Genomic DNA, 26,239 nt, shown 5'->3' with positions numbered 1-26,239 from the left:
CCGCCGCCGCCGGGACGGCCCCGCAGCGCCGGTCCGAACGGCGGGCCGAGGCGTCATCGGCGCGGTACCCGCATCACGCCCTCCTGGACGACGGAGGCCGCCAGTCGGCCGTCCTCGGTGTAGATCCTGGCCTGCCCGAGGCCCCGCCCGCCGGCGGAGGAGGGGCTGAGCTGGTCGTAGAGGAGCCACTCGTCGGCCCGGAACGGCCGGTGGAACCACATGGCGTGGTCCAGGCTCGCGCCGACGATGTCGCCGAGCGACCATCCGCCGCGGCCGTGGGCGAGCAGCACCGAATCAAGCAGCGTCATGTCCGAGGCGTAGGTGGCCAGGCAGTAGTGGAGCAGCGGGCGGTCGGCGGCGCCGGCGAGTTCGCCGGCCACCCGGAACCACACCTGGGACGCGGGCTCGCGGGCCGTCCCGGCCGTGAGGTAGGGCGGGTCGAGGACGTACCGCAGGTCGATCGCCTCGCCGATCTCCAGCAGCCGCCGGACCACGAGCGGGTTGGGGAAGAGATGGGCGTGCCGGGCGAGCCGCTCGGCCGCTGTCGGCAGGGTCCGCGGGTCCGGCGCCTTGGGCATCGGCTCCTGGTGTTCCAGCCCCTGCTCGGCTCGTTGGAAGGAGGCGGAGAGGTGGAAGATCGGCTGCCCTTGCTGGACCGCCACCACCCGCCGGGTGGCGAAGGAGCTGCCGTCGCGGATCCGGTCGACGGAGTAGATGATCGGGGTGCCCGGGTCGCCCGGGCGCAGGAAGTAGGCGTGCAGCGAGTGCGGGCCGCGGTCCCCGGGCACGGTGCGGCCCGCGGCGGCCAGGGCCTGGGCGGCCACCTGCCCACCGAAGACCCGGGAGACGGCGGCGGGCCGGTTGGCGCCGCGGAAGGTGTCCTCGTCGACCGCCTCGAGGTCGAGCAGTTCGAGGAGGCGGTGGAGTGCTGTGCTCATGGGCGCGTTCTTCCGGCTTGTTCCACGTTGTTCCGCTGGTTCAGAGGTGACGGCCGCTCATCGGGCTGGCTGCGGCGGCCTGCCGGCCGTCTCCGACACGGGCTTCGCGGGTGCGGCCGGTCGGGGCTGGCGGCGGTCCGCTAGTGCCGCGTCAGGAAGGTTGGCCCCGTCGCGACGCCCGGCACGCGCGCTCGCCGTGTTGGCCGAAAGCCCTGGTGCGTCCACTACGAGGACTTCCGGCAGCCTTGCGATCACAAGCGCCGGACGCCGCTCCTCGACGTGCGAAGCCTGCCTGACGCAGCACTAGAGGCCGATCGACTTGGCCACGATGGAGCGCATGACCTCGCTGGTGCCGCCGTAGATGCGGGTGACCCGGGTGTCGGCGTAGAGCCGGGCGATCGGGTACTCCGTCATGTAACCGTATCCGCCGTGGAGCTGGAGGCACTTGTCGATGACGACGGCCGCCCGCTCCGTGCAGAAGAGTTTCACCGAGGCGGCGTCCGCGGCGCTCAGTTCCCCGGCGTCGTGGGCGTCGAGCGCCCGGTCCACGAAGGACTGCATGGCGTCGACCTCGCTCCGGCAGTCGGCCAGGACGAACTTGGTGTTCTGGAACTCCGCCACCGCCTTGCCGAAGACGGTGCGCTCCTTGACGTAACCGAGGGCGAACCGCACGGCTGCGGCGGCCTGGGCGTAGGCGCTGACGGCGATGGCCAGCCGCTCCTGCGGCAGGTTGTCCATGAGGTAGGAGAAGGCCGCGCCCTCCTCGCCGAGCAGGTCCTCGACCGGCACCTTGACGTCGGTGAAGGAGAGTTCGGCGGTGTCGGAGGACTTCAGCCCGATCTTCTCCAGTTTCCGGCCAACCGCGAACCCCTCGCTGGCCGCGTCGACGACCAGGAGGGAGATGCCGCCGCGCCGGTCCTCGGGGGCGGCCGGCGCGGTACGGGCGCAGACCAGCACCCGGTCGGCCTGGGCGCCGCCGGTGATGAACGTCTTGGCGCCGTTCAGGACGTAGTGGCTGCCGTCCGCCGAGAGCCTGGCGGTGGTCCGCATACCGGCCAGATCGGATCCGGTGCCGGGTTCGGTCATGGCGATGGCGGTCATGATCTCGCCCGAGACGAAGCCGGGGAGCCAGCGTCGCTTCTGCTCCTCGTCGGCGTACTTGAGGAGGTAGGGCAGGCAGAGCCCGGCGTGCACGCTGCTGCCGCCGAAGGTCACGCCGGCCCGCGTGGTCTCCTCGGTCAGGACCGCGTTGAACTTGAAGCTGGTCTCACCCGCGCCCCCGTACTCCTGCGGCACCTGGATCCCGAAGAGGCCCAGCTCGCCGAGTTTGCGATAGAAGTCCCGCGGCACCTGCCCGTCCCGCTCCCAGTCGGGGTAGACGGGGACGACCTCGGCGGCGATGAAGTCGCGGAGGGTCTCCCGGAACGCCTCGTGCTCCTCGCCGAACACCGTGCGCCGCATCCGTGGGCCTCCTCTGCCGCGATCCGCTCTCCCGAGACCCTCCCCACCAAGGGGCCGACGCCGCCGGAGAATCCTGTCTAAGCGCTTGCTCAGTAAAAGTTACCCGGGCGTCACTCGGACTGTCCAGCGCTCGCGGCGGCGCCGAAGGCCCCGCGGGCCAGCCGGTGGAGCAGCGCGGCGGTGGCGGTGCGCCCGGGCAGCGCGCCGGGGCGGCCCAGATGCGGCGTGGAGTTGAGCAGCCCGAAGACCGCGTGCACCGACGCCCGCGCCTCCGCCTCGGCCAGCGCCGGGTAGACCCGGCGCACGACGTCCACCCACAGCTCGACGTACTGCCGCTGGAGCTGGCGGACCAGCTTGCGGTCCGCGTCCCGGAGCCGGTCGAGCTCCCGGTCGTGGAGGGTGATCAGCGGCCGGTCGTCCAGCGCGAAGTCGATGTGGCCGTCGATGAGCGAGTCGAGCACCGCCTCCGCGGACCGGTCGGCGGCTGCGCCCTCGACCTCCGACCCCTCGTCCGCAGCTCCGGCCACCCGCTGCCTGCCGCCCTCAAGCAACCGCTCGCTGATGCCGACGAGCAGCTCGGCGAGCATCGCGTCCTTCCCCGCGAAGTGGCGGTACAGGCCAGGGCCGCTGATGCCGACGGCGGCGCCTATCTCGTCCACTCCGACGCCGTGGAAGCCGCGCTCGGCGAAGAGCCGGGCGGCCTCTCGGAGGATCTGCTCGCGGCGGGCCGTGGAGCCCACCCTCGCGGCTTGGGTGCTCATGGACATCCATTCTAGATCCAACCTGGACAGCCCCGTTAGCGATCGTTAACCTGGAGGAGGCGGGCCGTTAACGTCCATTAACCACCTGCCGGCCGCCTGACCGCCTCACCGTCCCGAGGGAGCGCAAGCCGATGACCGTCCTCCATGGGAGGCCCGAAGCACCGGTGCTGGGCAGTACCGCCGACCCCGCGTCCGACGCCTGGCGGGCAAACGAGGCGGCCCACCGCGAGCTCGTCGCGGAGCTGCGGCAGAAGCTGGCCGCCGCACGGCTCGGCGGCGGTGAACGGGCGCGGGCCCGGCACACCGCGCGCGGCAAGCTGCTGCCGCGCGAGCGGGTGGACGGCCTGCTGGACCCGGGCTCCCCCTTCCTGGAGCTGGCCCCGCTCGCCGCCGAGGGGATGTACGGCGGGCAGGCCCCGGCGGCCGGGGTGATCGCGGGTGTCGGGCGGGTCTCCGGTCGGGAGGTGGTGATCGTCGCCAACGACGCCACGGTCAAGGGCGGCACGTACTACCCGATGACCGTCAAGAAGCACCTCCGGGCCCAGGAAGTGGCCCTGGAGAACCGGCTGCCCTGCCTGTACCTCGTGGACTCCGGCGGCGCCTTCCTGCCGATGCAGGACGAGGTCTTCCCCGACCGGGAGCACTTCGGCCGGATCTTCTACAACCAGGCCCGGATGTCCAGCGCCGGCATCCCGCAGATAGCCGCCGTGCTGGGCTCCTGCACGGCCGGCGGGGCGTACGTGCCGGCGATGAGCGACGAGGCCGTCATCGTGCGGGAACAGGGCACGATCTTCCTGGGCGGCCCGCCGCTGGTGAAGGCCGCGACCGGCGAGGTGGTCACGGCCGAGGAGCTGGGCGGCGGCGAGGTCCACTCCAAGGTCTCCGGGGTCACCGACCATCTGGCCCAGGACGACGCGCACGCCCTGCGGATCGTCCGCACCATCGTCTCGACACTGCCCGAGTCGGCCACCCAGCGCGGTGCGCTGCCCTGGTCGGTGCGGCCGGTGGAGGAGCCGGCCGTCGATCCGGCCGGGCTCTACGGAGCCGTGCCGGTCGACTCCCGCACCCCCTACGACGTGCGCGAGGTGATCGCCCGGATCGTGGACGGCTCGCGGCTTGCCGAGTTCAAGGCGGAGTTCGGCCAGACGCTGGTCACCGGATTCGCCCGGATCCACGGGCACCCGGTCGGCATCATCGCCAACAACGGCATCCTGTTCTCCGAGTCCGCGCAGAAGGGCGCCCACTTCATCGAGCTGTGCGACCAGCGCGGCACCCCGCTGCTGTTCCTGCAGAACATCTCCGGGTTCATGGTCGGCCGGAGCTACGAGGCCGGCGGTATCGCCAAGCACGGCGCCAAGATGGTCACGGCGGTGGCCTGCGCCCGGGTGCCGAAGCTGACCGTGGTCGTCGGCGGCTCCTACGGGGCGGGGAACTACTCGATGTGCGGCCGCGCCTACTCCCCCCGCTTCATGTGGATGTGGCCCAACGCCAAGATCTCGGTGATGGGGGGCGAGCAGGCCGCCTCGGTACTCGCGACCGTCAAGCGCGACCAGTTGGAGGCGCGCGGCGAGGAGTGGAGCGCGGAGGAGGAAGCCGCCTTCCGGTCACCCGTCCGCGAGCAGTACGAGACCCAGGGCAACGCCTACTACGCCACGGCCCGGCTCTGGGACGACGGGGTCATCGACCCGCTGGAGACCCGCCAGGTGCTCGGGCTCGCGCTCACCGCCTGTGCCAACGCGCCGCTGCCCGAACGGGACCCGGCCGGTCCCGGCTACGGCGTCTTCCGGATGTGAGGGAAGCATGACGATGTTCGACACGGTACTGGTGGCCAACCGCGGGGAGATCGCCGTCCGGGTGATCCGCACCCTGCGGCGCATGGGGGTGCGCTCGGTCGCGGTGTTCAGCGACGCGGACGCGGACGCCGCCCATGTGCGGGAGGCCGACACCGCGGTCAGGATCGGCCCGGCCGCCGCCGCCGAAAGCTACCTCTCGGTCCCACGCCTGCTCGCCGCGGCCGCCCGCAGCGGCGCCCAGGCGGTCCACCCCGGCTACGGCTTCCTGGCCGAGAACGCCGGCTTCGCCCGCGCCTGCGACGAGGCCGGGCTGGCCTTCATCGGGCCGCCGGCGAGCGCCATCGAGCTGATGGGCGACAAGATCCGCGCCAAGGAGACCGTGCGGAAGGCCGGCGTCCCGGTGGTACCGGGCTCCTCCGGCAGCGGCCTGACCGACCAGCGGCTCGCCGAGGAGGCCCACCGGATCGGCATGCCGGTGCTGCTGAAGCCCTCGGCCGGCGGCGGCGGCAAGGGGATGCGGCTGGTCCGCGACGAGTCGCTGCTGGCGGAGGAGATCGCCGCGGCCCGGCGGGAGGCCCGGAGCTCCTTCGGGGACGACACCCTCCTGGTGGAGCGGTGGATCGACCGGCCGCGCCATATCGAGATCCAGGTACTGGCCGACGGCCACGGCCAGGTCGTGCACCTCGGGGAGCGCGAGTGCTCCCTGCAGCGCCGGCACCAGAAGATCGTCGAGGAGGCCCCCAGCCCGCTGCTCGACGCCCGCACCCGGGAGGCCATGGGGGAGGCCGCCGTCCAGGCCGCCCGGTCCTGCGGCTACACCGGGGCCGGCACGGTCGAGTTCATCGTCCCCGGCGACGACCCGTCGTCGTACTTCTTCATGGAGATGAACACCCGGCTCCAGGTCGAGCACCCGGTCACCGAGCTGATCACGGGGCTGGACCTGGTGGAGTGGCAGCTGCGGGTCGCCGCCGGAGAACGGCTCGCCCTGCCGCAGCCGGAGGCCGCCCCCCGGGGCCACGCCATCGAGGCGCGGATCTGCGCCGAGACCGAGCGGGTCGCCGGTGGACGGGTGGATTTCCTGCCGTCCGCCGGCACCGTGCGGCTGCTGCGGGAGCCCGGCGGCGAAGGGGTGCGTGTCGACTCCGGGCTGACGGCGGGCGACGAGGTCGGGACCTCCTACGACCCGATGCTGGCCAAGGTCATCGCCCACGGCCCGGACCGCCCGACCGCGCTCCGCCGGCTGCGCGCCGCCCTGGCGGACACCACGGTCCTCGGAGTGGACACCAACATCGGCTTCCTCCGCGAACTGCTGGCCCACCCCGCGGTGGTCTCCGGCGAGCTGGACACCGGCCTGGTCGACCGGGACGCGGCCGCACTGGTGCCGCGGGAGGTGCCGGCCGAGATCTACGCGGCCGCGGCGCTGCTGCGGCACGCGGAGCTCGCCGCTTCGGCGCCGAAGGCCGAGGACACCGCCTCGAGGAGCGGCGCGAGCGGTTGGGCGAGCCCCTTCTCGGCGACGACCGGCTGGCGGCTGGGCGGCGAGCACGCCTGGACCCCGCACCACATCCGGGTGCCCGGCCACGACCCGGTGACGGTGCGGGTGCGGGGGCCGGTGCACGGCGCCGAAGTCCTCATCGCGGACGGCGAGACCGCCGTCGCGCCGATACCCGCGCGGCTCGTCGAGGCCGGGACTCCCGGCCGGGCGCTGCTGGAGTGGGACGGGGCTACCCACGTCCTGACCTGCGCCGACGACGGGGCGGCCGGCCACTGGCTGGGCCGGGAGGGAAGGGCCTGGCACACGGCCGTCTTCGACCCGGTGGCCGCCGCGCTGCGCGGCGGCTCCGCGGCGGCGCACGCCGGGGCGCTGACGGCACCGATGCCCGGCACGGTCACCGTGGTCAAGGCGGCCGTGGGCGAGGCGGTGACGGCCGGCCAGGGGCTCCTGGTGGTGGAGGCCATGAAGATGGAGCACGTCATCGCCGCGCCGCACGACGGCACCGTCACCGAGCTCGACGTGTCACCGGGCAGCACCGTCGCCATGGACCAGGTGCTCGCCGTGGTCACACCATCCGCCGACCCGTCGGCGGAGGAGGCCTCCGAGGCACCGGTCCCGTTGCCGGGTCACCCCCGGAAGGGACGTCACGAGAAGGAGCGGCGATGATCGACGGTCTGCCGATGCCGGTGCCCGCCGAAGGGCTGCCCGGCAGGGTCCGTATCCACGAGGTGGGCCCGCGGGACGGTCTGCAGAACGAGCAGGCCACCGTCCCGGTGGAGGTGAAGGCGGAGTTCATCCGCCGGCTCGCCGACGCCGGCCTGTCCACCATCGAGGCGACGAGCTTCGTCCACCCGCGCTGGGTGCCGCAGCTGGCCGACGCGGAAGAGCTGATGGCCCTCCTCGCCGAGCAGGGCACCCGCGGCGCGCACACCACCCCGGAGGGCGCGGTCGCGGCCCCCGACGCCAGCGTTTCCACCGCGGCGCCGCGACTTCCGGTGCTCGTCCCCAACGAGCGCGGGCTGGATCGGGCACTGGCGCTGGGCGTGCGGGAGATCGCCGTCTTCGGCAGTGCCACCGAGTCCTTCGCCCGGGCCAACCTGAACCGGACGGTGGACGAGTCGCTCGCCATGTTCGAACCGGTGGTGGCGCGGGCCAAGGAGGCCGGCGCCGAGGTCCGCGGCTATCTGTCGATGTGCTTCGGCGACCCCTGGGAGGGGCCGGTCAGCGCTGACCAGGTGGTGCGGGTCGGTCGGCGCCTGCTCGACCTGGGCTGTGACGAACTCAGCCTCGGGGACACCATCGGGGTGGCCACACCGGGCCAGGTCGCGGCGGTGCTGACCGGATTCGACGCCGCCGGGGTGCCGGCCGGCCGGCTCGCGGTGCACTTCCACGACACCTACGGGCAGGCGCTCGCCAACACCCTCACCGCGCTCCGGCACGGTGTCACCACCGTCGACTCCTCCGCCGGCGGCCTCGGCGGCTGCCCGTACGCCAAGAGCGCCACCGGGAACCTCGCCACCGAGGACCTGGTGTGGATGCTCCACGGTCTCGGCATCGAGACCGGCGTCGACCTCGGCCTCCTCACCGCCACCAGCGTGTGGATGGCCGCTCACCTGGGCCGACCCAGCCCGTCCCGCACCGTCCGTGCCCTCGCCGGCACCACCTCCCACCAGGAGCAGTGACCGCCATGTCGATCGACCACCGCCTCTCCCCCGAGTACGAGGAACTCCGCAGGACCGTCGAGGAGTTCGCCCACGACGTGATCGCGCCGAAGATCGGCGAGTTCTACGAGAACCACGAGTTCCCCTACGAGATCGTCCGCGAGATGGGCCGGATGGGCCTCTTCGGGCTGCCCTTCCCCGAGGAGTACGGCGGCATGGGCGGCGACTACCTGGCGCTCGGCCTGGCGTTGGAGGAACTCGCCCGGGTGGACTCCTCGGTGGCCATCACCCTGGAAGCCGGGGTCTCGCTCGGCGCCATGCCGATCTTCCTCTACGGCACCGAGGAGCAGAAGCGCACCTGGCTCCCCCGCCTGTGCACCGGCGAGATCCTGGGCGCCTTCGGGCTGACCGAGCCGGAGTGCGGTTCGGACGCCGGCGGCACCCGCACCACCGCCCGGCTCGACGAGGCCGCCGGCGAGTGGGTGATCAACGGCACCAAGTGCTTCATCACCAACTCCGGCACGGACATCACCGGGCTGGTCACGGTCACCGCCGTCACCGGCCACAAGGACGACGGCCGTCCCGAGATCTCCTCGATCATCGTGCCCTCCGGCACCCCCGGCTTCACCGTCGCGGCGCCGTACTCCAAGGTCGGCTGGAACGCCTCCGACACCCGTGAACTGTCCTTCTCCGACGTCCGGGTGCCGGCGGCCAACCTGCTCGGCCAGGAGGGCCGCGGCTACGCCCAGTTCCTGCGGATCCTCGACGAGGGCCGGATCGCCATCTCGGCGCTGGCCACCGGGCTCGCGCAGGGCTGCGTCGACGAGTCGGTCTCGTACGCCAAGACCCGGCACGCCTTCGGCCGGCCGATCGGCGCCAACCAGGCCATCCAGTTCAAGCTCGCCGACATGGAGATGCGCGCCCACACCGCCCGGCTGGCCTGGCGGGACGCCGCCTCCCGGCTGGTGCACGGCGAACCGTTCAAGAAGGAGGCGGCGCTCGCCAAGCTGTACTCCTCGGAGATAGCGGTGACCAACGCCCGGGAGGCCACCCAGATCCACGGCGGGTACGGCTTCATGAACGAGTACCCGGTGGCCCGGATGTGGCGGGACTCCAAGATCCTGGAGATCGGCGAAGGCACCAGCGAGGTGCAGCGGATGCTGATCGCCCGCGAGCTCGGATTCTCCGACCGCCCCACCGGCTGAGTCCCGCGCCGCACCGGGTGGGCGTCCGGCCCCCCGGTGCGGTGGCGAGCCGGGCCCTGAGGCGGCTCCCCCGCCCGCCCCCCGAGGGACATCATGTTTCCTGCCCGATTTCGGGCAGATATTTTGCGCAGGAGGGCCTTAGCGCCTCAGTATCGACGGGTGTCCGATCGATCCCTGCCCCACGACGACCTCGTCGACCACCTGGTCCGCAGCACTCCGCTGCGGCGCGGCGAAGCCGCCCGGGTGGTCCTCGACGTGTTGGCGTACTTCGACGAGACGACCGAGGAGTTCGTCCGCCGCCGCCACCAGGAACTGCGCTCCGGTGGTCTGAAGAACCCCGAGATCTTCGAACGGATCACAGCGGAACTGCCGCACCGCGCGGTCAACCCGCCCCCGCTCTCACTGCGGCAGCTGCGTCGGATCGTCTACGGCTGAACCGGCACCGGGTGTCCGCGGCGGCCTGCCCAGCCGCCGGCGGCCGCCACCTCGCCCCGGACGGACCTCCCACACCACCAACCAGACCGGTGACACGGCCGGCCAGACCGCCACGGACAGCCGGACCACCACGAACAGAGAGGGTCGAACCGCATGTGCGGAATCGTCGGTTACATCGGGAAACGGGACGCGGCGCCACTGCTGCTGGAGGGGCTCCAGCGGCTGGAGTACCGGGGCTACGACTCCGCCGGGATCGCCGTCGGCGGCCGGCCCGGTGCCCTGCGGTCGGTCAAGTCCAAGGGCAGGGTGCGTGAGCTCCAGGCGAAACTCCCCAAGCGCTTCGCCGGCACCACCGGCATCGCCCACACCCGCTGGGCCACCCACGGCGCACCGAACGACGAGAACGCCCACCCCCACCTGGACGGCGAGGGGAAGGTCGCCGTCGTCCACAACGGCATCATCGACAACGCCCCGGAACTGCGCGCCAGGTTGACCGCCGAGGGCGTCCTGCTCGCCTCCGAGACGGACTCGGAGGTGCTCGCCCACCTCATCGGCCGCTCCACCGCCGAGACGCTGGAGGAACGGGTCCGCGGGGCCCTGCGGCTGGTCGAGGGCACCTACGGCATCGCCGTGCTCCACTCGGACTTCCCGGACCGGATCGTGGTGGCCCGCAACGGCTCCCCGGTCGTCCTGGGCATCGCGGACAAGGAGATGTTCGTCTCCTCCGACGTGGCCGCGCTGGTCAGCCACACCCGGCAGGTGGTCACGCTCGGGGACGGCGAGATGGCGACCGTGCAGGCCGGGGACTACCGCACCTACACCACCGAGGGGGACCGCACCTCGGCGGCCCCGACCACCGTGGAGTGGGAGCCGGAGTCCTACGACATGGGTGGCCACGACACCTACATGCACAAGGAGATCAGCGAGCAGGCCGAGGCGGTCGACCGGGTGTTGCGCGGCCGGATCGACGACCGGTTCGCCACCGTCCGGCTGGGCGGGCTCAGCCTCGACGCGCGCGAGGCCCGCGGAGTGCGGCGGGTCAAGATCCTCGGCTGCGGCTCGGCCTACTACTCCGGCCAGATCGGCGCCCAGCTGATCGAGGAGCTGGCGCGGGTCCCCGCCGACGCCGAACCCGCCAGCGAGTTCCGCTACCGGAACGCGGTGGTCGACCCCGACACGCTCTACATCGCGGTCAGTCAGTCCGGGGAGACCTACGACACCCTGGCCGCCGTGCAGGAGCTGAAGCGGAAGGGCGCCCGGGTGCTGGGGGTGGTGAACGTCGTCGGCAGCGCCATCGCCCGCGAGACCGACGGCGGCATCTACGTCCACGCCGGTCCGGAGGTCTGCGTGGTCTCCACCAAGTGCTTCACCAACACCGCGGTGGCCTTCGCCCTCTTCGCGCTGCATCTGGGGCGGATCCGGGACCTCTCGGTGGCGGACGGCAGACGGATCCTGGCCGGCCTGCGCAGGCTTCCCGAGCAGATCGCCGAAGTGCTCCGCGGGGAGCGGGAGATCGCGGCGATCGCGGCCGACTACGCCGACGCCCGGAGCATGATGTTCGTCGGCCGGGTGCGCGGCTATCCGGTGGCCCGGGAGGCCGCGCAGAAGCTCAAGGAGGTCAGCTACATCCACGCCGAGGCCTACCCGGCCTCGGAGTTGAAGCACGGTCCGCTCGCGCTGATCGAGCCGGAGGTGCCGACCGTGGCCATCGTCCCGGACGACGACCTGCTGGAGAAGAACCGCGCGACCCTGGAGGAGATCAAGGCACGGAAGGGCCGCATCCTGGCGGTGGCCCACCAGGAGCAGGAGCGGGCCGACCACACGATCCTGGTGCCCCGCAACGAGGTGGAACTCGATCCCATCCTGATGGGCATCCCGCTGCAACTGCTCGCCTACCACACGGCGCTGGCGCTCGGTCGGGACATCGACAAGCCCCGCAATCTCGCCAAGTCCGTGACGGTGGAGTGACCGCGCCCGCGGGGCGGACCGCCCGGTGGACGGGCTGAACCGGTGCGGAGGGAGGGGGCTCGGGCCGCTGCCGCCCATACGAGCGGGTGGTGACGGCCGGGCCCTTCAGCCGGTGGCGATCACCACCCACCGGTCCGTCAGGGGATGGTGACCACCGGACGCTGCGCGCGGCGGGCGAGCCGCCCGGCGACCGAGCCGAACATCCGGCCCACCAGCCCGTGGGTCGAACCGACGACGATGGCGTCGGCCGCGTACTCCCGGCCGACCTCCTCCAGTTCGTGGCAGATGTCCCCGCCGCGCTCGACGAGGATCCACGGCACCTCGGCGAGGTGCTCGGCACAGGCCAGTTCCAGACCGAGCACCTCGGTGCGGTGGTCCGGCACGTCCACGAAGACCGGCGGCTCGCACCCCGCCCACACCGTCGTCGGCAGCCGGTTCGCCACATGGACGATGATCAGGCCCGACCGGCAGCGCCGGGCCATCCCGATGGCATAGGCGAGTGCGCGCTCACTGGACGTCGAACCGTCGAACCCCACCACCACGCCGTGTTGGAACGCGGGGTCACAGGGTTGGCGCACCCCTTCCGCCGCTTCAAGGTCTGCCGTCAGATCGGCGACCTTCCTGCGGTCCGCTGGTTCAGGGATCTCGTGACCGGCCATCGGTGTCTCGGCGAAGAAGGTCCTCTACGGGAGGGAGCGGCGGTGGGTGGCGGAGCGGGCTCCGAAGGGGAAGGGGGATAGTCCGGGAATCATCTTTCCAAGCCCTTACCCCAAAGGGTACGACGACACTCCTCACCTGCCGGGGTCATGTGCACCGACGCGCGGAGAGCGGGGTATTCGTCCGGCTCCCACACACGGCTTCCGGGAGCATGCCGGAGAATGGGCCCATAACGCAACGCCGCTGCGGCCCGCAGACGGGGTCCGTCGGCGGGCCCTCCGCGGCCGCAGGCGGAAGTCCCGTCGCGGACGGGCGCGGCGGCGCCGAGCGCCACCCGTGCGTGGGCGGGGCCGACAGGGTCCCCGACCCTCTGGACCGGCCGCTCCCCCGCCTTCGGGACGGGGCGCAACGGGGGCGCACGGAAGCAGGGAGAGCGTCCGGGGCAGTCTGTCGATCATGGAATCAACCCGCCTCGACAGCTGCGCTTCTTTTCGGCCAACTTCCCGCAACGGCACCAACCTCGCCGGACAGCGCGCCCAGCACCGTTCCGACCTGGGCAAAAGTGGGCTTCGGGGGCGCACGCCACGTGTCCCAGGGGGAGACCGACGGTAGGCGGACTTCCCAGCGGAGCCGACGGCTGCCACGCTTCGTGATCGAATGCTTCACGCCAAGTTGTCATGTCGACATAGCAGTAGGTGGTGAACTAGTCACGCTCGCCACGTGCGACACAGTAGATTCGATCTTGGCCATTCACGGCGGGGGACTTGTGCAGGACCGAGGGGAAACGTGCAGCACCGAGAGGACGCGACCACCGAGGGGGGCTTAGAGCCATGAGCCAGGACTCCACGACGATACCGGAGACGGCGCAAAAGCTGTCCGGGCGCCGCCGCCGGGAGATCGTCGCAGTACTGCTCTTCAGCGGCGGGCCCATCTTCGAGAGCTCCATCCCGCTTTCCGTGTTCGGTATCGACCGACAGGACGCCGGCGTCCCCCGTTACCGGCTCCTGGTCTGCGCCGGCGAGGACGCGCCACTGCGCACCACCGGCGGACTCGAACTGACCGCGCCGTTCGGCCTGGAGGCGCTCGCCCGAGCCGGCACCGTCGTCGTGCCCGCCTGGCGGTCGATCACCGCGCCACCGCCCAGGGAGGCCCTGGAAGCGCTCCGCCGCGCCCAGGAGGAGGGCGCGCGCATCGTGGGCCTGTGCACCGGCGCGTTCGTGCTGGCCGCCGCGGGGCTGCTCGACGGCCGCCCCGCCACCACCCACTGGATGTACGCCCCGACGCTGGCCAAACGCTACCCGTCCGTCCATGTGGACCCGCGCGAACTCTTCGTCGACGACGGCGATGTGCTGACCTCCGCGGGGACGGCGGCCGGCATAGACCTCTGCCTCCACATAGTCCGCGCCGACCACGGACCGGAGGCGGCCGGTGCGCTCGCCCGCCGACTCGTCGTACCGCCGCGCCGCGCCGGCGGACAGGAGCGTTACCTGGACCGGTCTTTACCGGAGGAGATCGGCGCGGACCCGCTCGCCGAGGTCGTGGCATGGGCGCTGGAGCACCTGCACGAGCAGTTCGACGTGGAGACCCTCGCCGCCCGCGCCTACATGAGCCGCCGCACCTTCGACCGGCGCTTCCGCTCACTCACCGGCAGCGCCCCCCTGCAGTGGCTGATCACCCAGCGGGTGCTCCAGGCACAGCGGCTGCTGGAGACCTCCGACTACTCGGTCGACGAGGTGGCCGGTCGTTGCGGGTTCCGGTCGCCGGTCGCCCTCCGCGGTCACTTCCGACGCCAGTTGGGCTCCTCGCCCGCCGCCTACCGGGCCGCCTACCGGGCCAGACGGCCGCAGGGCGGCGCCGAGCGGACCGACGGGACGGCGGCCGCCGAGCATGCGGCGGCCACGCGCCGCCAGGGCCGGGGCGGCCACGGCGGCCCCGCGGGTCCCGGACCGTCCGAGGCCGGCTTCCCCGGCGCGGTCGGCAGGCCGGAACCGGAGGGGTACGTACCGTACGGGGTCGACCACGCTCCGGACCGGTCGGGCGCCCGCCCGATGGTGCCCGGCCAGCGAAGCCGCCCGGTGGAATAGGACGCATAGGCTAGGACGTATGAACGATCGCATGGTGTGGATCGACTGCGAGATGACCGGACTCTCGCTGTCTGACGACGCGCTCATCGAGGTGGCCGCACTGGTCACCGACTCTGAGCTCAACGTGCTCGGGGAGGGCGTGGATGTCGTCATCCGCCCACCGGCCGGCGCGCTGACCACGATGCCCGACGTGGTGCGCGAGATGCACACCGCGTCGGGCCTGCTGGCGGAGCTCGACGACGGCACGACGCTGGAGGAGGCCGAGGAACAGGTCCTGGCCTACATCCGGGAGCACGTGCCGGAGCGTGGCAAGGCCCCGCTCTGCGGCAACTCGGTCGGCACCGACCGCGGTTTCCTGCTGCGTGACATGCCGAAGCTGGAGAACCATCTCCACTACCGGATCGTCGACGTCTCCTCGGTGAAGGAACTCGCCCGCCGCTGGTACCCCCGGGCGTACTTCAACAGCCCGGAGAAGAACGGCAACCACCGGGCGCTGGCCGACATCAGGGAGAGCATCGCCGAACTCCGCTACTACCGGGAGGCGGTCTTCGTGCCGCGACCCGGCCCCGACTCCGAGACGGCGAAGGCCATCGCGGCCAAGCACGTGCTTCCGACGGCTCCGGCGCAGCCGAGCACCTGAGCCGCTCTTCCGAACGCCCCTACCAGAACCGACGGCAACCGGCCGCGTGCCGCCGCGCGGCCCCTGAACGACACGCTGCCCAGGGGGAAAGGCGGGAGCGAGCACCCCGCCGGACCCTGTACACTTCTTCTTGAACGGTTCGAGCAAGAATCGTTCGTGGTGGGTATAGCTCAGCTGGTAGAGCACCTGGTTGTGGTCCAGGATGTCGCGGGTTCGAGTCCCGTTACTCACCCCAGCGCGCGAGGTCCGAACTTTCGACTGAGGAATAGCTCGGTCGAAAGTTCGGGCCTCGCTCTCGTTCCGGAGTTCTCGGCCCAGCCTGGATCATCGGCCTGGCCCCCTGCCGTACGGCCGGTCAGCGGCAGAGCCTCCGTCCCCCGGAAGCTCTGGTCGACGATGTGGTCGCGATCGGCATCTGACCGGCTGCGCACGCGGCCTGGCGGGCGTCACGCTCCCGGGAGGTCGATCTGCCGCGCGATGCCCTCAAGGAGCAGGCCGACACCGCGCCGGTAGGCACCCTCCGGGTCGTTGGCTTTGCCGGTCTGTTCACCGAGTGCGCGTGCGACACGCGAGGCGGTCGGGAACCGGGTCTGCTCGCCGATGGCCGCGGTGAGGGCAGGTTCGATGTTCGCCCACCAGCCGGTGTCCTGGTCCTCACCCGGTTCCCCGGAGCCCTGGGCTGCGAGTGCGGCTCGGGCGGTCCCTCGCACCAGGGAGAGCAGGGCGGTCAGGGTGTGCTCCATCCCGATGTCGGTCAGCCCGATCCCGTCCAGGGCACGCAGCTCGGTCTCGTACTTGGCCGAAGCGCCGGGACCGGGTACGGGACGCCCGATGGCGAGGTCGCTGCTCCGGGGATGGGCGCCGGCGACCACGCGGCACTCCTGGCCTTCGGCTGGCCTCTCGCACTGCCCCTCGGCGTTCGTCGGCGGCGAACGCCAGCGACTCCGACCCGCCACCGAACTCGGCACCCCCGGATGATTCCGGTGCTGGTCGCGAGCGGGACCGGGGGGCGCCGGGTGAGCCGTACGGGAGCACATCGCCCGCCGCCCCGCCGAGTTCGCTCCCCCTTCGGGAGTCACCGAGCGGCCGTTTTCAGGAGGAGGCCCGCCGGACCAGCTCCGTCGGCAGGACCACCTGGCGGCGCTCCGCGGGGCGTTCGGCGATCTGCCCCAGCAGCACCCGGGCCATCGCCCGTCCCATCTCCTCGATCGGCTGACGGACGCTGGTCAGCGGAGGGTCCATGTGCCGGGCCACCGCGGAGTCGTCGAAACCGATCAGGGCCACGTCGTCCGGGACGGCGCGGCCGTGCTCGCGCAGTACCTGGCGGGCACCGGAGGCCATCAGGTCGGAGGCGCAGAACACGGCGTCCAGGTCCGGCCTGCGGTCGAGCAGTTGCCGCATGGCGCGGCGTCCGCCGTCCTCGGTGAAGTCGCCCACGGCCACCAGCTGTTCGTCCACCTCCCGGCCACCGGCCGCGAGCGCCCGGCGATAGCCGTCCAAGCGGCATTCGGCGACGTACATGTCGAGCGGCCCGGTGATCGTGCCGACCGCGCGCCGCCCCCGCTCGATCAGGTGCTCGACTGCGGCGCCGGCACCGCCGACGTTGTCGGAGTCCACGTAGGAGACCGACTCGCCGGCGGCCCGACGCCCGCTGAGCACCGCCGGCATCCCGATCCGCTCCAGCAGGTCGGGCAGCGGGTCGTCGGCGTGCACGGAGACCAGGAGGACGCCGTCGACCCGGTGCGCGGCGAGGTAGGAGGCGAAGCGGTCCCGCTCCTTAGGGGTGCGGATCAGGGTGAGCAGAAGTTGCATTTCGGTATCGGCGAGCTCCGAGCCGACCCCGCGGATGATGCCGGAGAAGTACGGCTCGGCGAAGAGGCGGGTCTCGGCCTCCGGGACCACGAGCGCGACGGCGTCGGTCCGGTTGGCCGCCAGGGCACGGGCCGCGCGGTTGGGCACGTAGCCGAGTTCGGCGATGGCGTTCTGCACGACCTCCCTGGTCCGGGCGCTGACCCGGGGTGACTCGTTGATCACTCGTGAGACCGTGCCGCGGCCCACCCCGGCCCGCGCGGCGACCTCCTCAAGGGTGGGCCTCGCACCACGCTTTCCCATCGCCGACATGACCGCCTCCAGCCACAAGCCGATTCCGGCGCCTCCGCGCCATTCAACATCACTCCCGTTGCGGCGAGTTCGTCATGCCGACGGCCTTGACACTCCACCGAGTAGCGGCAACCCTTCAACACATCACTTTTGGGAGCGCTCCCACGGTACCTGACTCATACACATCCCGTACGTTCCCCGCCCGAGCCTCAGTACAAGCTTCCCCACGAGCATTCCCGGCCGGGAGCGAACGTCAGGGCGCTAGGAGGACTGATGGGCACTACTCGGACGCGGCGGGCGGTGACGCTCGCGGCGGTCACGGCCCTGGGCATCGGCCTGCTCGGCGGCTGCGCCGACGACGGAGACGACGGAGGTTCCGCCAGCTCCGGCAAGGACGGCAAGAAAGTCATCACGATCGGCGTCTTCGGGGTCTTCGGCTACAAGCAGGCCGGGCTCTACGACGAGTACGAGAAGTTGAACCCCGGCGTCACCATCAAGGAAACCTCGATCGAGCGAAGCGACCAGTACTACACGCAGTTGTTGACCCACCTGGGCGCCGGCAGCGGCCTCCAGGACATCCAGGCCGTCGAAGTCGGCAACATCGCGGAGACCACCGCCCTGCACGGCGACAAGTTCGTCGACCTCGGCAAGGAGAAGGGCGTCAACACCGGGGACTTCCTCGACTGGAAGCTCGCCCAGGGGACCACCGAGGACGGCAGGGTCATCGGCCTCGGCACCGACATCGGGCCGATGGCCGTCTGCTACCGCAAGGACCTCTTCGAGAAGGCCGGCCTGCCCACCGACCGGGATGAGGTCGGCAAGCTCTGGGCGGGCGACTGGGAGAAGTACATCGACACCGGCCGGAAGTACATGGAGAAGGCCCCCTCCGGCACGGTGTTCACGGACTCCGCCGGCGGCGTCTACAACGGCGCGATCTCCGGCAGCCCCGAGCGCTACTACGACGCGGACGGCGAGCTGATCTACGAGGACAGCCCGGCCGTCAAGGCGTCGTGGGACCTGGCGATGGAGGCCGTCAAGGGGAAGATGACCGCGAAGCTCAAGCAGTTCGACAAGAGCTGGGACCAGGCCTACGCCAACGGGCGGTTCGCCAGTGTCGTCTGCCCGCCGTGGATGCTCGGCTACATCAAGGAGAAGGCCGGGGAGAAGGCCGCGGACAAGTGGGACGTCGCGCAGGCCCCGCAGCCGGCCAACTGGGGCGGCTCCTTCCTCTCCGTGCCGGAAGCCGCGAAGAACAAGAAGGAGGCGATCAAGCTCGCCACCTGGCTGACCGCGCCGGAGCAGCAGGCCAAGCTCTTCGCCAAACAGGGCAGCTTCCCCAGCTCCCAGGCGGCCTACGAACTACCCGAAGTCAAGGACGCCAAGCACGAGTACTTCGACAACGCCCCCATCGGCCAGATCTTCGTCGAGGCGGCCGAGAACGCCCCGACCCTGCTGCTGGGTGCGAAGGACCAGCCGATCCAGACCGCCATCGTCGACGTGGGCGTTCTCCAGGTCGAGCAGCAGGGCAAGTCACCCGCCGAGGGCTGGTCGGCGGCGCTGAAGAACATCGAGAACCTGCTGGACAAGTGACCCGATGGCAGTCGAGTCCCGTACGGCCGCGCCCCCTGCCGGGCAGGGGGGCGCGGCCCTCCGCGCAGACCGCGAGGCGCGGCGCCGCAGCCGCCGCTACCGCCGCGACGTCAAGTGGAGCCCGTACGCCTTCGTAGCGCCCTTCTTCCTCTTCTTCACCGCATTCGGCCTCTTCCCACTGCTCTACACGGGCTGGTCGTCCCTGCACAGCGTGTCGTTGCACGACCCGACCACGATGGAGTGGGTCGGGCTGCACAACTACACCCGGCTGCTGGAGGACGAGTTCTTCTGGAACGCCCTGCGCAACACCTTCACCATCGGGGTGATCTCCACCGTCCCGCAGCTGCTGATGGCCCTCGGCCTGGCCCATCTGCTCAACTACAGACTGCGCGGCTCCGCCTTCTTCCGGGTGGCGATGCTGACCCCTTACGCCACCTCGGTGGCCGCCGCGACGCTCGTCTTCGTGCTGCTCTTCGGCCGCGACTACGGGATGGTCAACTGGCTGCTGGGCATGGCGGGGATCGACACCATCGACTGGCAGAACGGCACCTGGGCCTCCCAGCTGGCGGTCTCCTCGATCGTGATCTGGCGCTGGACGGGCTACAACACCCTGATCTACCTGGCGGCGATGCAGGCCGTACCGCAGGACCTCTACGAGTCCGCCGCGCTGGACGGCGCCTCCCGCTGGCAGCAGTTCCTCCATGTGACCATCCCGTCGCTGCGGCCGACGATCCTGTTCACCATCGTGGTGTCGACGATCGGCGCCACCCAGCTCTTCGGTGAGCCGCTGCTCTTCGGCGGCCCGGGCGGCGAGAAGGGCGGCGCCTCGCACCAGTTCCAGACCCTGGGGCTCTACATGTACGAGCAGGGCTGGTTCAACTTCCACCTCGGCCGGGCCGCCGCCATCGCCTGGTCGATGTTCCTGATCCTGCTTCTGATCGGCCTGGTCAACTGGCTGATCACCCGGCGGCTGGGGAGGAGCCGATGAAGGGCGCCATGAGAGCCAACCGCGCCGGCGGACAGCTGCACGCCGGGAAGTTCGCCTACGCGGTGCTGATCCTCTTCACCGCCGGGTCGCTCTTCCCACTGGTGTGGACGGCCGTCGCCGCCTCCCGGACCAACACCCGGCTCGCCGAGACCCCTCCGCCCTTCTGGTTCGGCGGGAACCTGTTCCGCAACCTGGAGCTGGCCTGGAGCGACGCCAACATGGGGCTCGCCCTGTGGAACACGCTGCTGGTCGCCGGCACCATCACCGTCGGCACGGTGCTCTTCTCCACCATCGCCGGCTTCGCCTTCGCCAAGCTGCGCTTCCGGTTCCGCAACCTTCTGCTGCTGCTGACCATCGGCACCATGATGATCCCGCCGCAGTTGTCGGTGGTGCCGCTGTTCATGGTCGTCGCGAAGCTGGAGTGGACCAACCAGCTCCAGGCGGTGGTCCTGCCGACCCTGGTCACCGCGTTCGGCGTGTTCTTCATGCGGCAGTACCTCACCGAGGCGCTGCCGACCGAGATCATCGAGGCGGCGCGGGTCGACGGGGCGAGCAGTCTGCGGGTCGTCTGGCACGTCGTCTTCCCCGCCGCGAGACCGGCCATGGCGGTGCTGGGGCTGCTCACCTTCGTCCAGGCATGGAACGACTTCTTCTGGCCGATCATCGCGCTGACGCAGGACAACCCGACCGTGCAGGTCGCCCTCACCGGACTGGGGCGGGGTTACATCCCCGACCAATCGGTGATCATGGCCGGGGCGCTGCTGGGTACGCTTCCCCTACTGCTCGCCTTCACGGTGTTCGGCAAGCAGATCGTCGGCGGCATCATGCAGGGCGCGGTCAAGGGTTGACCGATCCTGCCGGCCCGCAGCCGCCCCGGTCCGCGGTTCAGCGCGACCTTCCCTCGTCCCGATCCCGTCCACCACACCCGACTTCTAATGGGAGCGCTTCCATGACTGCTTTTCCGTCTGATTTCCTCTGGGGCGCGGCGACCGCCGCCTACCAGATCGAAGGCGCGGCGCAGGAGGACGGCCGCACCCCGTCCATCTGGGACACCTTCAGCCACACCCCGGGGAAGGTGCTCGGGGGTGACACCGGTGACGTGGCGACGGACCATTACCACCGGTGGCGCGAGGACGTCGCCCTCATGTCCGAACTGGGCCTGGGCTCCTACCGTTTCTCCGTCTCCTGGCCGCGGGTGCAGCCCACCGGCCGCGGGCCGGCCGTCCAGCGCGGCCTCGACTTCTACCGCGCGCTCGTCGACGAACTGCTGGCCAAGGGGATCCAGCCGCTGCTGACGCTCTACCACTGGGACCTGCCCCAGGAACTGGAGACGGCCGGCGGCTGGCCGGAGCGGGACACCGCCTACCGGTTCGCCGAGTACGCGGCGCTCGTCGGCGAGGCGCTCGGCGACCGGGTGGAGATGTGGACCACGCTCAACGAGCCGTGGTGCAGCGCCTTCCTGGGCTACGCCTCGGGGGTGCACGCCCCGGGCCGGACCGAGCCGGAGTCGGCGCTGCGCGCGGCGCACCACCTCAACTTGGCGCACGGCCTCGGAGCGCAGGCACTCCGCACGGCGCTGCCGCCCCGGGGGAAGATCTCGGTCAGCCTGAACGCCGCCGTGGTCCGTCCGCTCACCGAGTCCGCCGGGGACGTCGACGCGCAGCGGCGGATCGACGCCCTGGCGACCCGCGTCTTCAGCGATCCGATGCTGCACGGCAGCTACCCGGCGGATCTCCTCGACGACACTGCGGGGATCACCGACTGGTCGTACGTACAGGACGGCGACCTGGCCGTGATCAAGCACCCGATCGACGCCCTGGGCATCAACTACTACACGCCCACGGTGGTCTCGGCGACCGCCGAGGGGGAGGCTCCCAGGAGGGACGGCCACGGGGCGAGCGAGCACTCACCGTGGGTCGGCGCGGAGAACGTCGCCTTCCACCAGCCGCCCGGGGATCTCACCTCGATGGAGTGGTCGGTCGACCCGAGCGGACTGCACGACCTGCTGATGCGGTTCACCCGGGAGGTTCCCGGGCTGCCACTGCTGGTCAGCGAGAACGGTGCCGCCTACCAGGACGAGCCCGACGCCGACGGCGCCGTGCACGACCCGGAGCGGATCGCCTACCTGCGCAGCCACCTCGCAGCGGTACAGCGGGCGATCGCGGACGGCGCCGATGTCCGCGGCTACTTCCTGTGGTCGCTGCTGGACAACTTCGAATGGGCGTACGGCTACAGCAAGCGGTTCGGCGCGGTGTACGTCGACTACGCCACCCAGAAGCGCACGCCGAAGTCGAGCGCGCGCTGGTACGCCGAGGTGGCCCGCGGCGGTCGGCTGCCCGCGGAGGGGTAGCCCGCGTTCCTAGCGCGCCCCGGCCCGGAGAAGGGGACTGCCGGGGCGCGCCGCCGTATCCCGATCAGCCGAAGGTGCCGGGCGGTGGCGGTGGTGAAGGCCGGGCCCCGGAGTCGTGGACGGCGGCGGCGCCGCCGGTGAAGTCGGCGAGCGCCCGGCCGTGTTCGACCCGGCCGGGGTGCGGGTCGCCAGCGGCGCGCCGGGTCAGCTCGGCGAGCGGCAGTGGGCGGTCGGCGGCCAGGAGCACGGCGTTCCCGAAGCGCCTGCCGCGCAGTACCGCCGGATCGGCCACCACGGACAGCTCCGGGAAGACGCTGGCGAGGGTGGCGATCTGCCCGCGCAGATGGGCCAGCGGCGGGCCGTCGGTGAGGTTCAGCGCGTACTGACCGCCGGGCCGGAGCGTCCGGCGGACCTCGGCGGCGAACTCGGTGCTGCTGAGGTGGGCGGGGGTGCGGGCGCCGTCGAAGACGTCGGTGATGACCAGATCGGCCCAACCGTCCGCCACCCTCGTCAGGGCGTTCCGGGCGTCGGCGCTGTGCACCCGGATCCGCCAGCCGCGCTCCAACGGCAGTGCTCGGCGCACCAGATCGATCAGCGCCCCGTCCAACTCCACGACCCGCTGGGTGGAGCGGGGCCGGGTGGCGGCGATGTAGCGGGCCAGCGTGAAGGCCCCGCCGCCCAGGTGGAGTGCGTTCAGCGGTCGCCCGGGCGATGCGGCGAGGTCCGCGATGTGGCCGAGCCTGCGCTGGTAGGCGAACTCGAGGCGGGTGGGGTCGTCGAGGTCCACGTGGGACTGCGGCGCGCCGTCGATGAGCAGGGTCCAGCCGCCCGGCCGGTCCCGGTCCGGGACCAGCTCGGCGAGACCGCGGTCCACCCGCTCGGTGATCCGTTCCCGGGCGCTTCGGCCCGGGCCGCGCTCGGCACGCCGTCCGCCCTTCGCCATGGCACCAGTATCCCCGGCCGGCCACCAGGACGGTTCAGCGGCAGCGGTCGGCTGCCTCGATCACCCGCGCGGCCTCCCCGAGGGCGTCCCGGAGCGCTGCCGGATCGGTCACCGTCTCGGCGTCCTCCGGCGGCACCAGCCAGCCGGTGCCGTCGACCGGCGGGGCCGCGTCGGGGGCGAGTCGCGCGCCCCGCCCGAAGGTCTCGGTGCAGGCGCTGCCGGGCAGGTCCCACTGCTCGGCGGTGCCGGGCGGCACCAGGAAGCCGAGGGTGTCGCAGTCGCCGTCGTGCAGTACGGGGCCGACCGGGACGGTCGCGTCCGTCGCGGCTCCGTCGCCCGCCGGCCTGCGCGAGGCCCCGGGCTCCGGGGAGAGCGGGGTGTTCCGCCGGCGCAGGATGTCCACCGCCTCCAGCCCCTGGCGCGCCGGCACGGTGACCAGGTCGCAGGGGCCCTCGGAGTCGTCGCTCCGGGCCACCACGGCACCGCGGCGACGGACCGTCGTCCGGGGGTCGTTCGTGTCCACATCCGCCTCCAACAAGGGAAACCCTCCTCGGCTGAGAACGCCTTCGTCCGCAGAAGGTTCAACGCCGCCGACTCGTCAACGGCTACGGCGGCGCACCGCTGGAAAGGATGGCGCTTCATGGCGGATCGGGGATGAGATATCCGGTTTGTAGCCAAACTCTGAGTGATCAAGCCAACACGAACGGTACGGTTCCTCTCGCCGTTCCAGCGTCTCTCACGCGTTTCGGGACCGGCAGCAGGATCTCCGCCTCGCAGAGCGGTAGCACCGCCAGGAAGAAGGCCAGCCGTGGCGTCGCCAACAGCGTCCTCGTCGTCTTCGCGGGTCCGGGCCGGCAGTCCCGCGCGCCGGCCGAACACGATCTTCAGGCAGTTGCGCGGTCCGCTCTCCCCCGGTGAGTTCGCGGCGGCGGTCCGCCGGGCCGCCCGCGACATCGGGGAGCAGGTCTCCTGCGACGCCCGGTACATCGGCCGGGTCGAGTCGGGAGAGATCCGCTGCCCCAACTACGCGTACGAGCGCGTGTTCCGGCACATGTTCCCCGGGCGTTCGCTCAGCGACCTCGGCTTCTCTCCCCGAGAGACCGTGCGGGGCCGAAGACGGCGCACCCCCGCCGACGCGGCTGCGGGAACCCGACCACCCACCCTTGCCGACACTCACGAGGAGAGCGACGTGCTGCGTCGCGCGTTCATGACCGGCGGTTCGGTCGCGATGGCCACCGCCTCACTGGGGCTGAGCCCAGCCCGTCCGCCCCGTCGCGTCGGGGAGTCCGAGGCGTCGGCGGTCGAGGAGGCCGTGCGTCGCATCCGGCTCCTCGACGACCAGCACGGCGCCGACGGCCTGTACCGCCGCGCGGAACAACCGCTGCGCACCGCCTTCACACTGCTGGAAGCGGGGGCCCCGCGCCGGACGACCAGCGACCGGATCCACGCCGGGGCCGGTGAACTGGCCATCTCCGTGGGCTGGCTGGCGCACGACTCGGGCCGTTTCGCCGACGCCCGCTCGCACTACGCCGAGGCGCTGGCCATCGCCCGGACGTCCGGCGACGCGGCGTTGGAGGCCCACGCCTTCTGCAACACCGCCTTCCTCGCCCGGGACGAGGGGCGGCCGCGGGAAGCGGTGCGAGCCGCCGAGGCGGCCCAGCGGGCGGCGAAGCAGCTCCCCTCCGCGGGCCTGCTCTCGCTGTTGGCCCTGCGCGAGGCCGGAGGCTGGGCCGGGTTGGGCGACCGCGCCGGTTGTGTGGAGGCCCTGGGACGCGCCCGGGACCTGTTCGAGCGGGGCCCCTCCGACGGCGACCCGGAGTGGATGTCCTTCTACGGGGAGGCCGAGCTGGAGGGGCTCGAGGCGCAGTGCTGGGCGGCGCTGGGCGAGTGGCGGCGGGCGGCCGACCATGCCCGGCGGGCAGCGGCACTGCAGGATCCGCACTTCGCCCGGAACACCGCGCTGTTCACCGCGGAGTTGGCGGCTGACCTGGCCCGGGCCGGGGCGCCCGAGGAGGCCGCGAGCGCGGGTGAGCGGGTGCTGGACCTGCTGCGCCAGGTGCAGTCGGCCCGGATCCGCTCGATACTGGCCGGCACGGCCCGGGCCCTCACCCCCCACCGCAGGGACTCGGTCTCGGTCGGCTCCTTCCTCGCCCGGCACGCCGAGCTCGAACGGGCGGCGTGACCTGTCCGGGTTGAAAGCACCGGGGGATGACGCGCGCCGGGTGGTCCCGGCACGGCCCGCCCCCGCCAGGCTTCCGGATTCGGGACGGCCCGGGTCCGGGCACCGCTTGAGGCCCGTCAGCTCTCGGCCGCGGAGAGGTGGCCGGTGTCGTTCCAGCTCTCGACCGCCGGCTCACCGTAGGCCCAGCCCAGCACCGAGAGGGACGAGGGAGCCAACTTGAGCCGGGCCCCGAACGACACCTCGCGGCCGAGCCAGCGGGCGCCGAGGACCCGCAGGATGTGGCCGTGCGAGAAGAGCAGGACGTCCCGGTCGGTGGAGCGCGCCCACTCCAGCACCGCGTCGGCACGGGTCGCCACCTCCGCCCGCCCCTCCCCCTCGGGCACCCCGTCGCGCCAGATGGTCCAGCCCGGGCGTTCGACCTGGATCGCCTCGGAGGTCAGCCCCTCGTACGCCCCGTAGTCCCACTCCCGCAACGCGTCCCATGTCTCGGCGGGTTCGGCGAAGCCGGCGGCGGCGCAGGTGTCGACGGCCCGGGCGAGCGGGCTGGTCCGCACCAGCGCCCGGGCCAGGCCGTCGTAGGGCGGACGGCGGAGTCGCTCACCCACCAGCCGCGCCCCCCGCAGCCCCTCCTCGAGCAGCGGTACGTCGGTTCGGCCGGTGTGCCTCCCGGACAGCGACCACTCGGTCTGTCCGTGCCGGACGAGCAGGATTCGCGGTGCCATGGGCAGGACCTTCCCTAGTAATCCAGATCTTCCCGGAAGAATATGTGCACTGCTGCATCCATCGTCACGTAGCGGACCGGCCGTCAACCTGATCGACCCCAGTGGCGTCCTTGCCCGTGCACGAGCGATGGTCCGGCGCGCTGAACCACCCCGTCGACAGGGGAAGGGGCGGAAGGCTTGGATCGGAGGTCCGTGCACCACCCCGGCTGACGGCTGAGCGCTGTCCCGTGGTCTCTGGCGGATCAGCGCACGGCGTCAGGTGCGTT

The 26,239-nt window shown here is 71.8% G+C and carries 22 protein-coding genes and 1 tRNA gene; 14 read left to right on the top strand and 9 right to left on the bottom strand.

Annotation, left to right across the window (positions count from 1 at the left end; translation table 11 throughout):
• Nucleotides 1-53 precede the first annotated feature (53 nt).
• The 3 genes from BGP73_RS00770 to BGP73_RS00760 form a co-directional block, all read right to left on the bottom strand.
• Nucleotides 54-938, bottom strand: a complete 885-nt coding sequence (locus BGP73_RS00770; RefSeq protein ID WP_069811251.1) for an acyl-CoA thioesterase — start codon at nt 936-938, stop codon at nt 54-56.
• A gap of 303 nt (nt 939-1,241) precedes the next feature.
• Entirely contained in the window at nt 1,242-2,399 is a 1,158-nt protein-coding gene (locus BGP73_RS00765) for an acyl-CoA dehydrogenase family protein (protein ID WP_069811250.1), read from the bottom strand.
• A 110-nt stretch (nt 2,400-2,509) separates the two neighbouring features.
• Nucleotides 2,510-3,160: an SACE_7040 family transcriptional regulator gene (locus BGP73_RS00760; RefSeq protein ID WP_069811248.1), complete on the bottom strand. Its 651-nt coding sequence runs from the start codon at nt 3,158-3,160 to the stop codon at nt 2,510-2,512.
• 131 nt (nt 3,161-3,291) lie between these two features.
• Here BGP73_RS00760 and BGP73_RS00755 point away from each other — a divergent pair, with 131 nt between their 5' ends.
• The 6 genes from BGP73_RS00755 to glmS all read left to right on the top strand — a co-directional run bounded on the left by BGP73_RS00755 (nt 3,292) and on the right by glmS (nt 11,717).
• On the top strand, nt 3,292-4,953 hold the full coding sequence (locus tag BGP73_RS00755; protein ID WP_069811247.1) for a carboxyl transferase domain-containing protein: 1,662 nt from the start codon (nt 3,292-3,294) through the stop codon (nt 4,951-4,953).
• 13 nt (nt 4,954-4,966) lie between these two features.
• The gene (locus tag BGP73_RS00750; RefSeq protein WP_069811245.1) at nt 4,967-7,114 is read left to right on the top strand and encodes an ATP-binding protein; all 2,148 of its coding nucleotides are present in this window, start codon (nt 4,967-4,969) and stop codon (nt 7,112-7,114) included.
• The gene (locus tag BGP73_RS00745) at nt 7,111-8,130 is read left to right on the top strand and encodes a hydroxymethylglutaryl-CoA lyase (RefSeq protein ID WP_069811244.1); all 1,020 of its coding nucleotides are present in this window, start codon (nt 7,111-7,113) and stop codon (nt 8,128-8,130) included. Before BGP73_RS00750 ends, BGP73_RS00745 begins: the two co-directional genes overlap by 4 nt.
• Nucleotides 8,131-8,141: 11 nt before the next feature.
• A complete protein-coding gene (locus BGP73_RS00740; RefSeq protein ID WP_069812023.1) occupies nt 8,142-9,314 on the top strand; it encodes an acyl-CoA dehydrogenase family protein in 1,173 nt (390 codons plus the stop codon).
• A 174-nt stretch (nt 9,315-9,488) separates the two neighbouring features.
• Nucleotides 9,489-9,749, top strand: a complete 261-nt coding sequence (locus tag BGP73_RS00735; RefSeq protein ID WP_107473941.1) for a hypothetical protein — start codon at nt 9,489-9,491, stop codon at nt 9,747-9,749.
• A gap of 153 nt (nt 9,750-9,902) precedes the next feature.
• The gene (glmS, locus tag BGP73_RS00730) at nt 9,903-11,717 is read left to right on the top strand and encodes a glutamine--fructose-6-phosphate transaminase (isomerizing) (RefSeq protein ID WP_069811240.1); all 1,815 of its coding nucleotides are present in this window, start codon (nt 9,903-9,905) and stop codon (nt 11,715-11,717) included.
• A 137-nt stretch (nt 11,718-11,854) separates the two neighbouring features.
• Here glmS and BGP73_RS00725 read toward each other — a convergent pair whose 3' ends face one another.
• Nucleotides 11,855-12,376, bottom strand: coding sequence for a universal stress protein (locus BGP73_RS00725; RefSeq protein WP_069811238.1), 522 nt, complete (start codon nt 12,374-12,376; stop codon nt 11,855-11,857).
• Nucleotides 12,377-13,204: 828 nt separating this feature from the next.
• Here BGP73_RS00725 and BGP73_RS00720 point away from each other — a divergent pair.
• From BGP73_RS00720 to BGP73_RS00710, 3 genes are all read left to right on the top strand, one after another.
• Nucleotides 13,205-14,458 (top strand): helix-turn-helix domain-containing protein, encoded by a 1,254-nt coding sequence (locus BGP73_RS00720; RefSeq protein WP_069811236.1) that lies wholly within the window; start codon nt 13,205-13,207, stop codon nt 14,456-14,458.
• Between the two features lie 19 nt (nt 14,459-14,477).
• Nucleotides 14,478-15,098: an oligoribonuclease gene (gene orn / locus BGP73_RS00715; RefSeq protein ID WP_069811234.1), complete on the top strand. Its 621-nt coding sequence runs from the start codon at nt 14,478-14,480 to the stop codon at nt 15,096-15,098.
• Nucleotides 15,099-15,257: 159 nt separating this feature from the next.
• A tRNA-His gene (locus tag BGP73_RS00710) sits at nt 15,258-15,333 on the top strand.
• Between the two features lie 211 nt (nt 15,334-15,544).
• On the opposite strand, the gene BGP73_RS00705 is transcribed toward BGP73_RS00710, so the two are convergent.
• Together BGP73_RS00705 and BGP73_RS00700 are read right to left on the bottom strand one after the other, a co-directional pair.
• Nucleotides 15,545-15,970: a TetR/AcrR family transcriptional regulator C-terminal domain-containing protein gene (locus tag BGP73_RS00705; protein ID WP_212732770.1), complete on the bottom strand. Its 426-nt coding sequence runs from the start codon at nt 15,968-15,970 to the stop codon at nt 15,545-15,547.
• Nucleotides 15,971-16,190: 220 nt separating this feature from the next.
• Complete coding sequence (locus tag BGP73_RS00700; protein ID WP_374701112.1) at nt 16,191-17,210, bottom strand: LacI family DNA-binding transcriptional regulator; 1,020 nt, start codon at nt 17,208-17,210, stop codon at nt 16,191-16,193.
• A 261-nt stretch (nt 17,211-17,471) separates the two neighbouring features.
• Here BGP73_RS00700 and BGP73_RS00695 point away from each other — a divergent pair, with 261 nt between their 5' ends.
• From BGP73_RS00695 to BGP73_RS00680, 4 genes are all read left to right on the top strand, one after another.
• Nucleotides 17,472-18,788, top strand: coding sequence for an ABC transporter substrate-binding protein (locus BGP73_RS00695; protein WP_069811232.1), 1,317 nt, complete (start codon nt 17,472-17,474; stop codon nt 18,786-18,788).
• Nucleotides 18,789-18,792: 4 nt separating this feature from the next.
• Nucleotides 18,793-19,776 carry a carbohydrate ABC transporter permease gene (locus tag BGP73_RS00690; protein ID WP_069811230.1) on the top strand — a complete coding sequence of 328 codons (984 nt, stop codon included), beginning with the start codon at nt 18,793-18,795 and terminating at the stop codon, nt 19,774-19,776.
• Nucleotides 19,773-20,624, top strand: a complete 852-nt coding sequence (locus tag BGP73_RS00685) for a carbohydrate ABC transporter permease (protein ID WP_069811229.1) — start codon at nt 19,773-19,775, stop codon at nt 20,622-20,624. Before BGP73_RS00690 ends, BGP73_RS00685 begins: the two co-directional genes overlap by 4 nt.
• 101 nt (nt 20,625-20,725) lie before the next feature.
• The gene (locus BGP73_RS00680) at nt 20,726-22,126 is read left to right on the top strand and encodes a GH1 family beta-glucosidase (protein ID WP_069811226.1); all 1,401 of its coding nucleotides are present in this window, start codon (nt 20,726-20,728) and stop codon (nt 22,124-22,126) included.
• A 64-nt stretch (nt 22,127-22,190) separates the two neighbouring features.
• Here BGP73_RS00680 and BGP73_RS00675 read toward each other — a convergent pair whose 3' ends face one another.
• Both BGP73_RS00675 and BGP73_RS00670 read right to left on the bottom strand, forming a co-directional pair.
• Nucleotides 22,191-23,069 (bottom strand): spermidine synthase, encoded by an 879-nt coding sequence (locus tag BGP73_RS00675; protein WP_069811225.1) that lies wholly within the window; start codon nt 23,067-23,069, stop codon nt 22,191-22,193.
• Between the two features lie 34 nt (nt 23,070-23,103).
• Nucleotides 23,104-23,547, bottom strand: coding sequence for a hypothetical protein (locus BGP73_RS00670; protein WP_170837739.1), 444 nt, complete (start codon nt 23,545-23,547; stop codon nt 23,104-23,106).
• A gap of 330 nt (nt 23,548-23,877) precedes the next feature.
• On the opposite strand from BGP73_RS00670, the gene BGP73_RS00665 reads away from it, so the two are divergent.
• The gene (locus BGP73_RS00665) at nt 23,878-25,251 is read left to right on the top strand and encodes a hypothetical protein (protein WP_069811223.1); all 1,374 of its coding nucleotides are present in this window, start codon (nt 23,878-23,880) and stop codon (nt 25,249-25,251) included.
• Nucleotides 25,252-25,367: 116 nt separating this feature from the next.
• Here the strand turns inward: BGP73_RS00665 and BGP73_RS00660 are convergent, their stop codons facing one another.
• Nucleotides 25,368-25,973 (bottom strand): histidine phosphatase family protein, encoded by a 606-nt coding sequence (locus tag BGP73_RS00660; protein WP_069811222.1) that lies wholly within the window; start codon nt 25,971-25,973, stop codon nt 25,368-25,370.
• Nucleotides 25,974-26,239 lie beyond the last annotated feature (266 nt).

This window comes from Streptomyces sp. TP-A0874, from assembly GCF_001748085.1.
GTDB lineage: Bacteria > Actinomycetota > Actinomycetes > Streptomycetales > Streptomycetaceae > Streptomyces.
The sequence above is the reverse complement of the archived record's forward strand: the minus strand, read 5'-3'. Positions and strand labels throughout refer to the sequence as shown.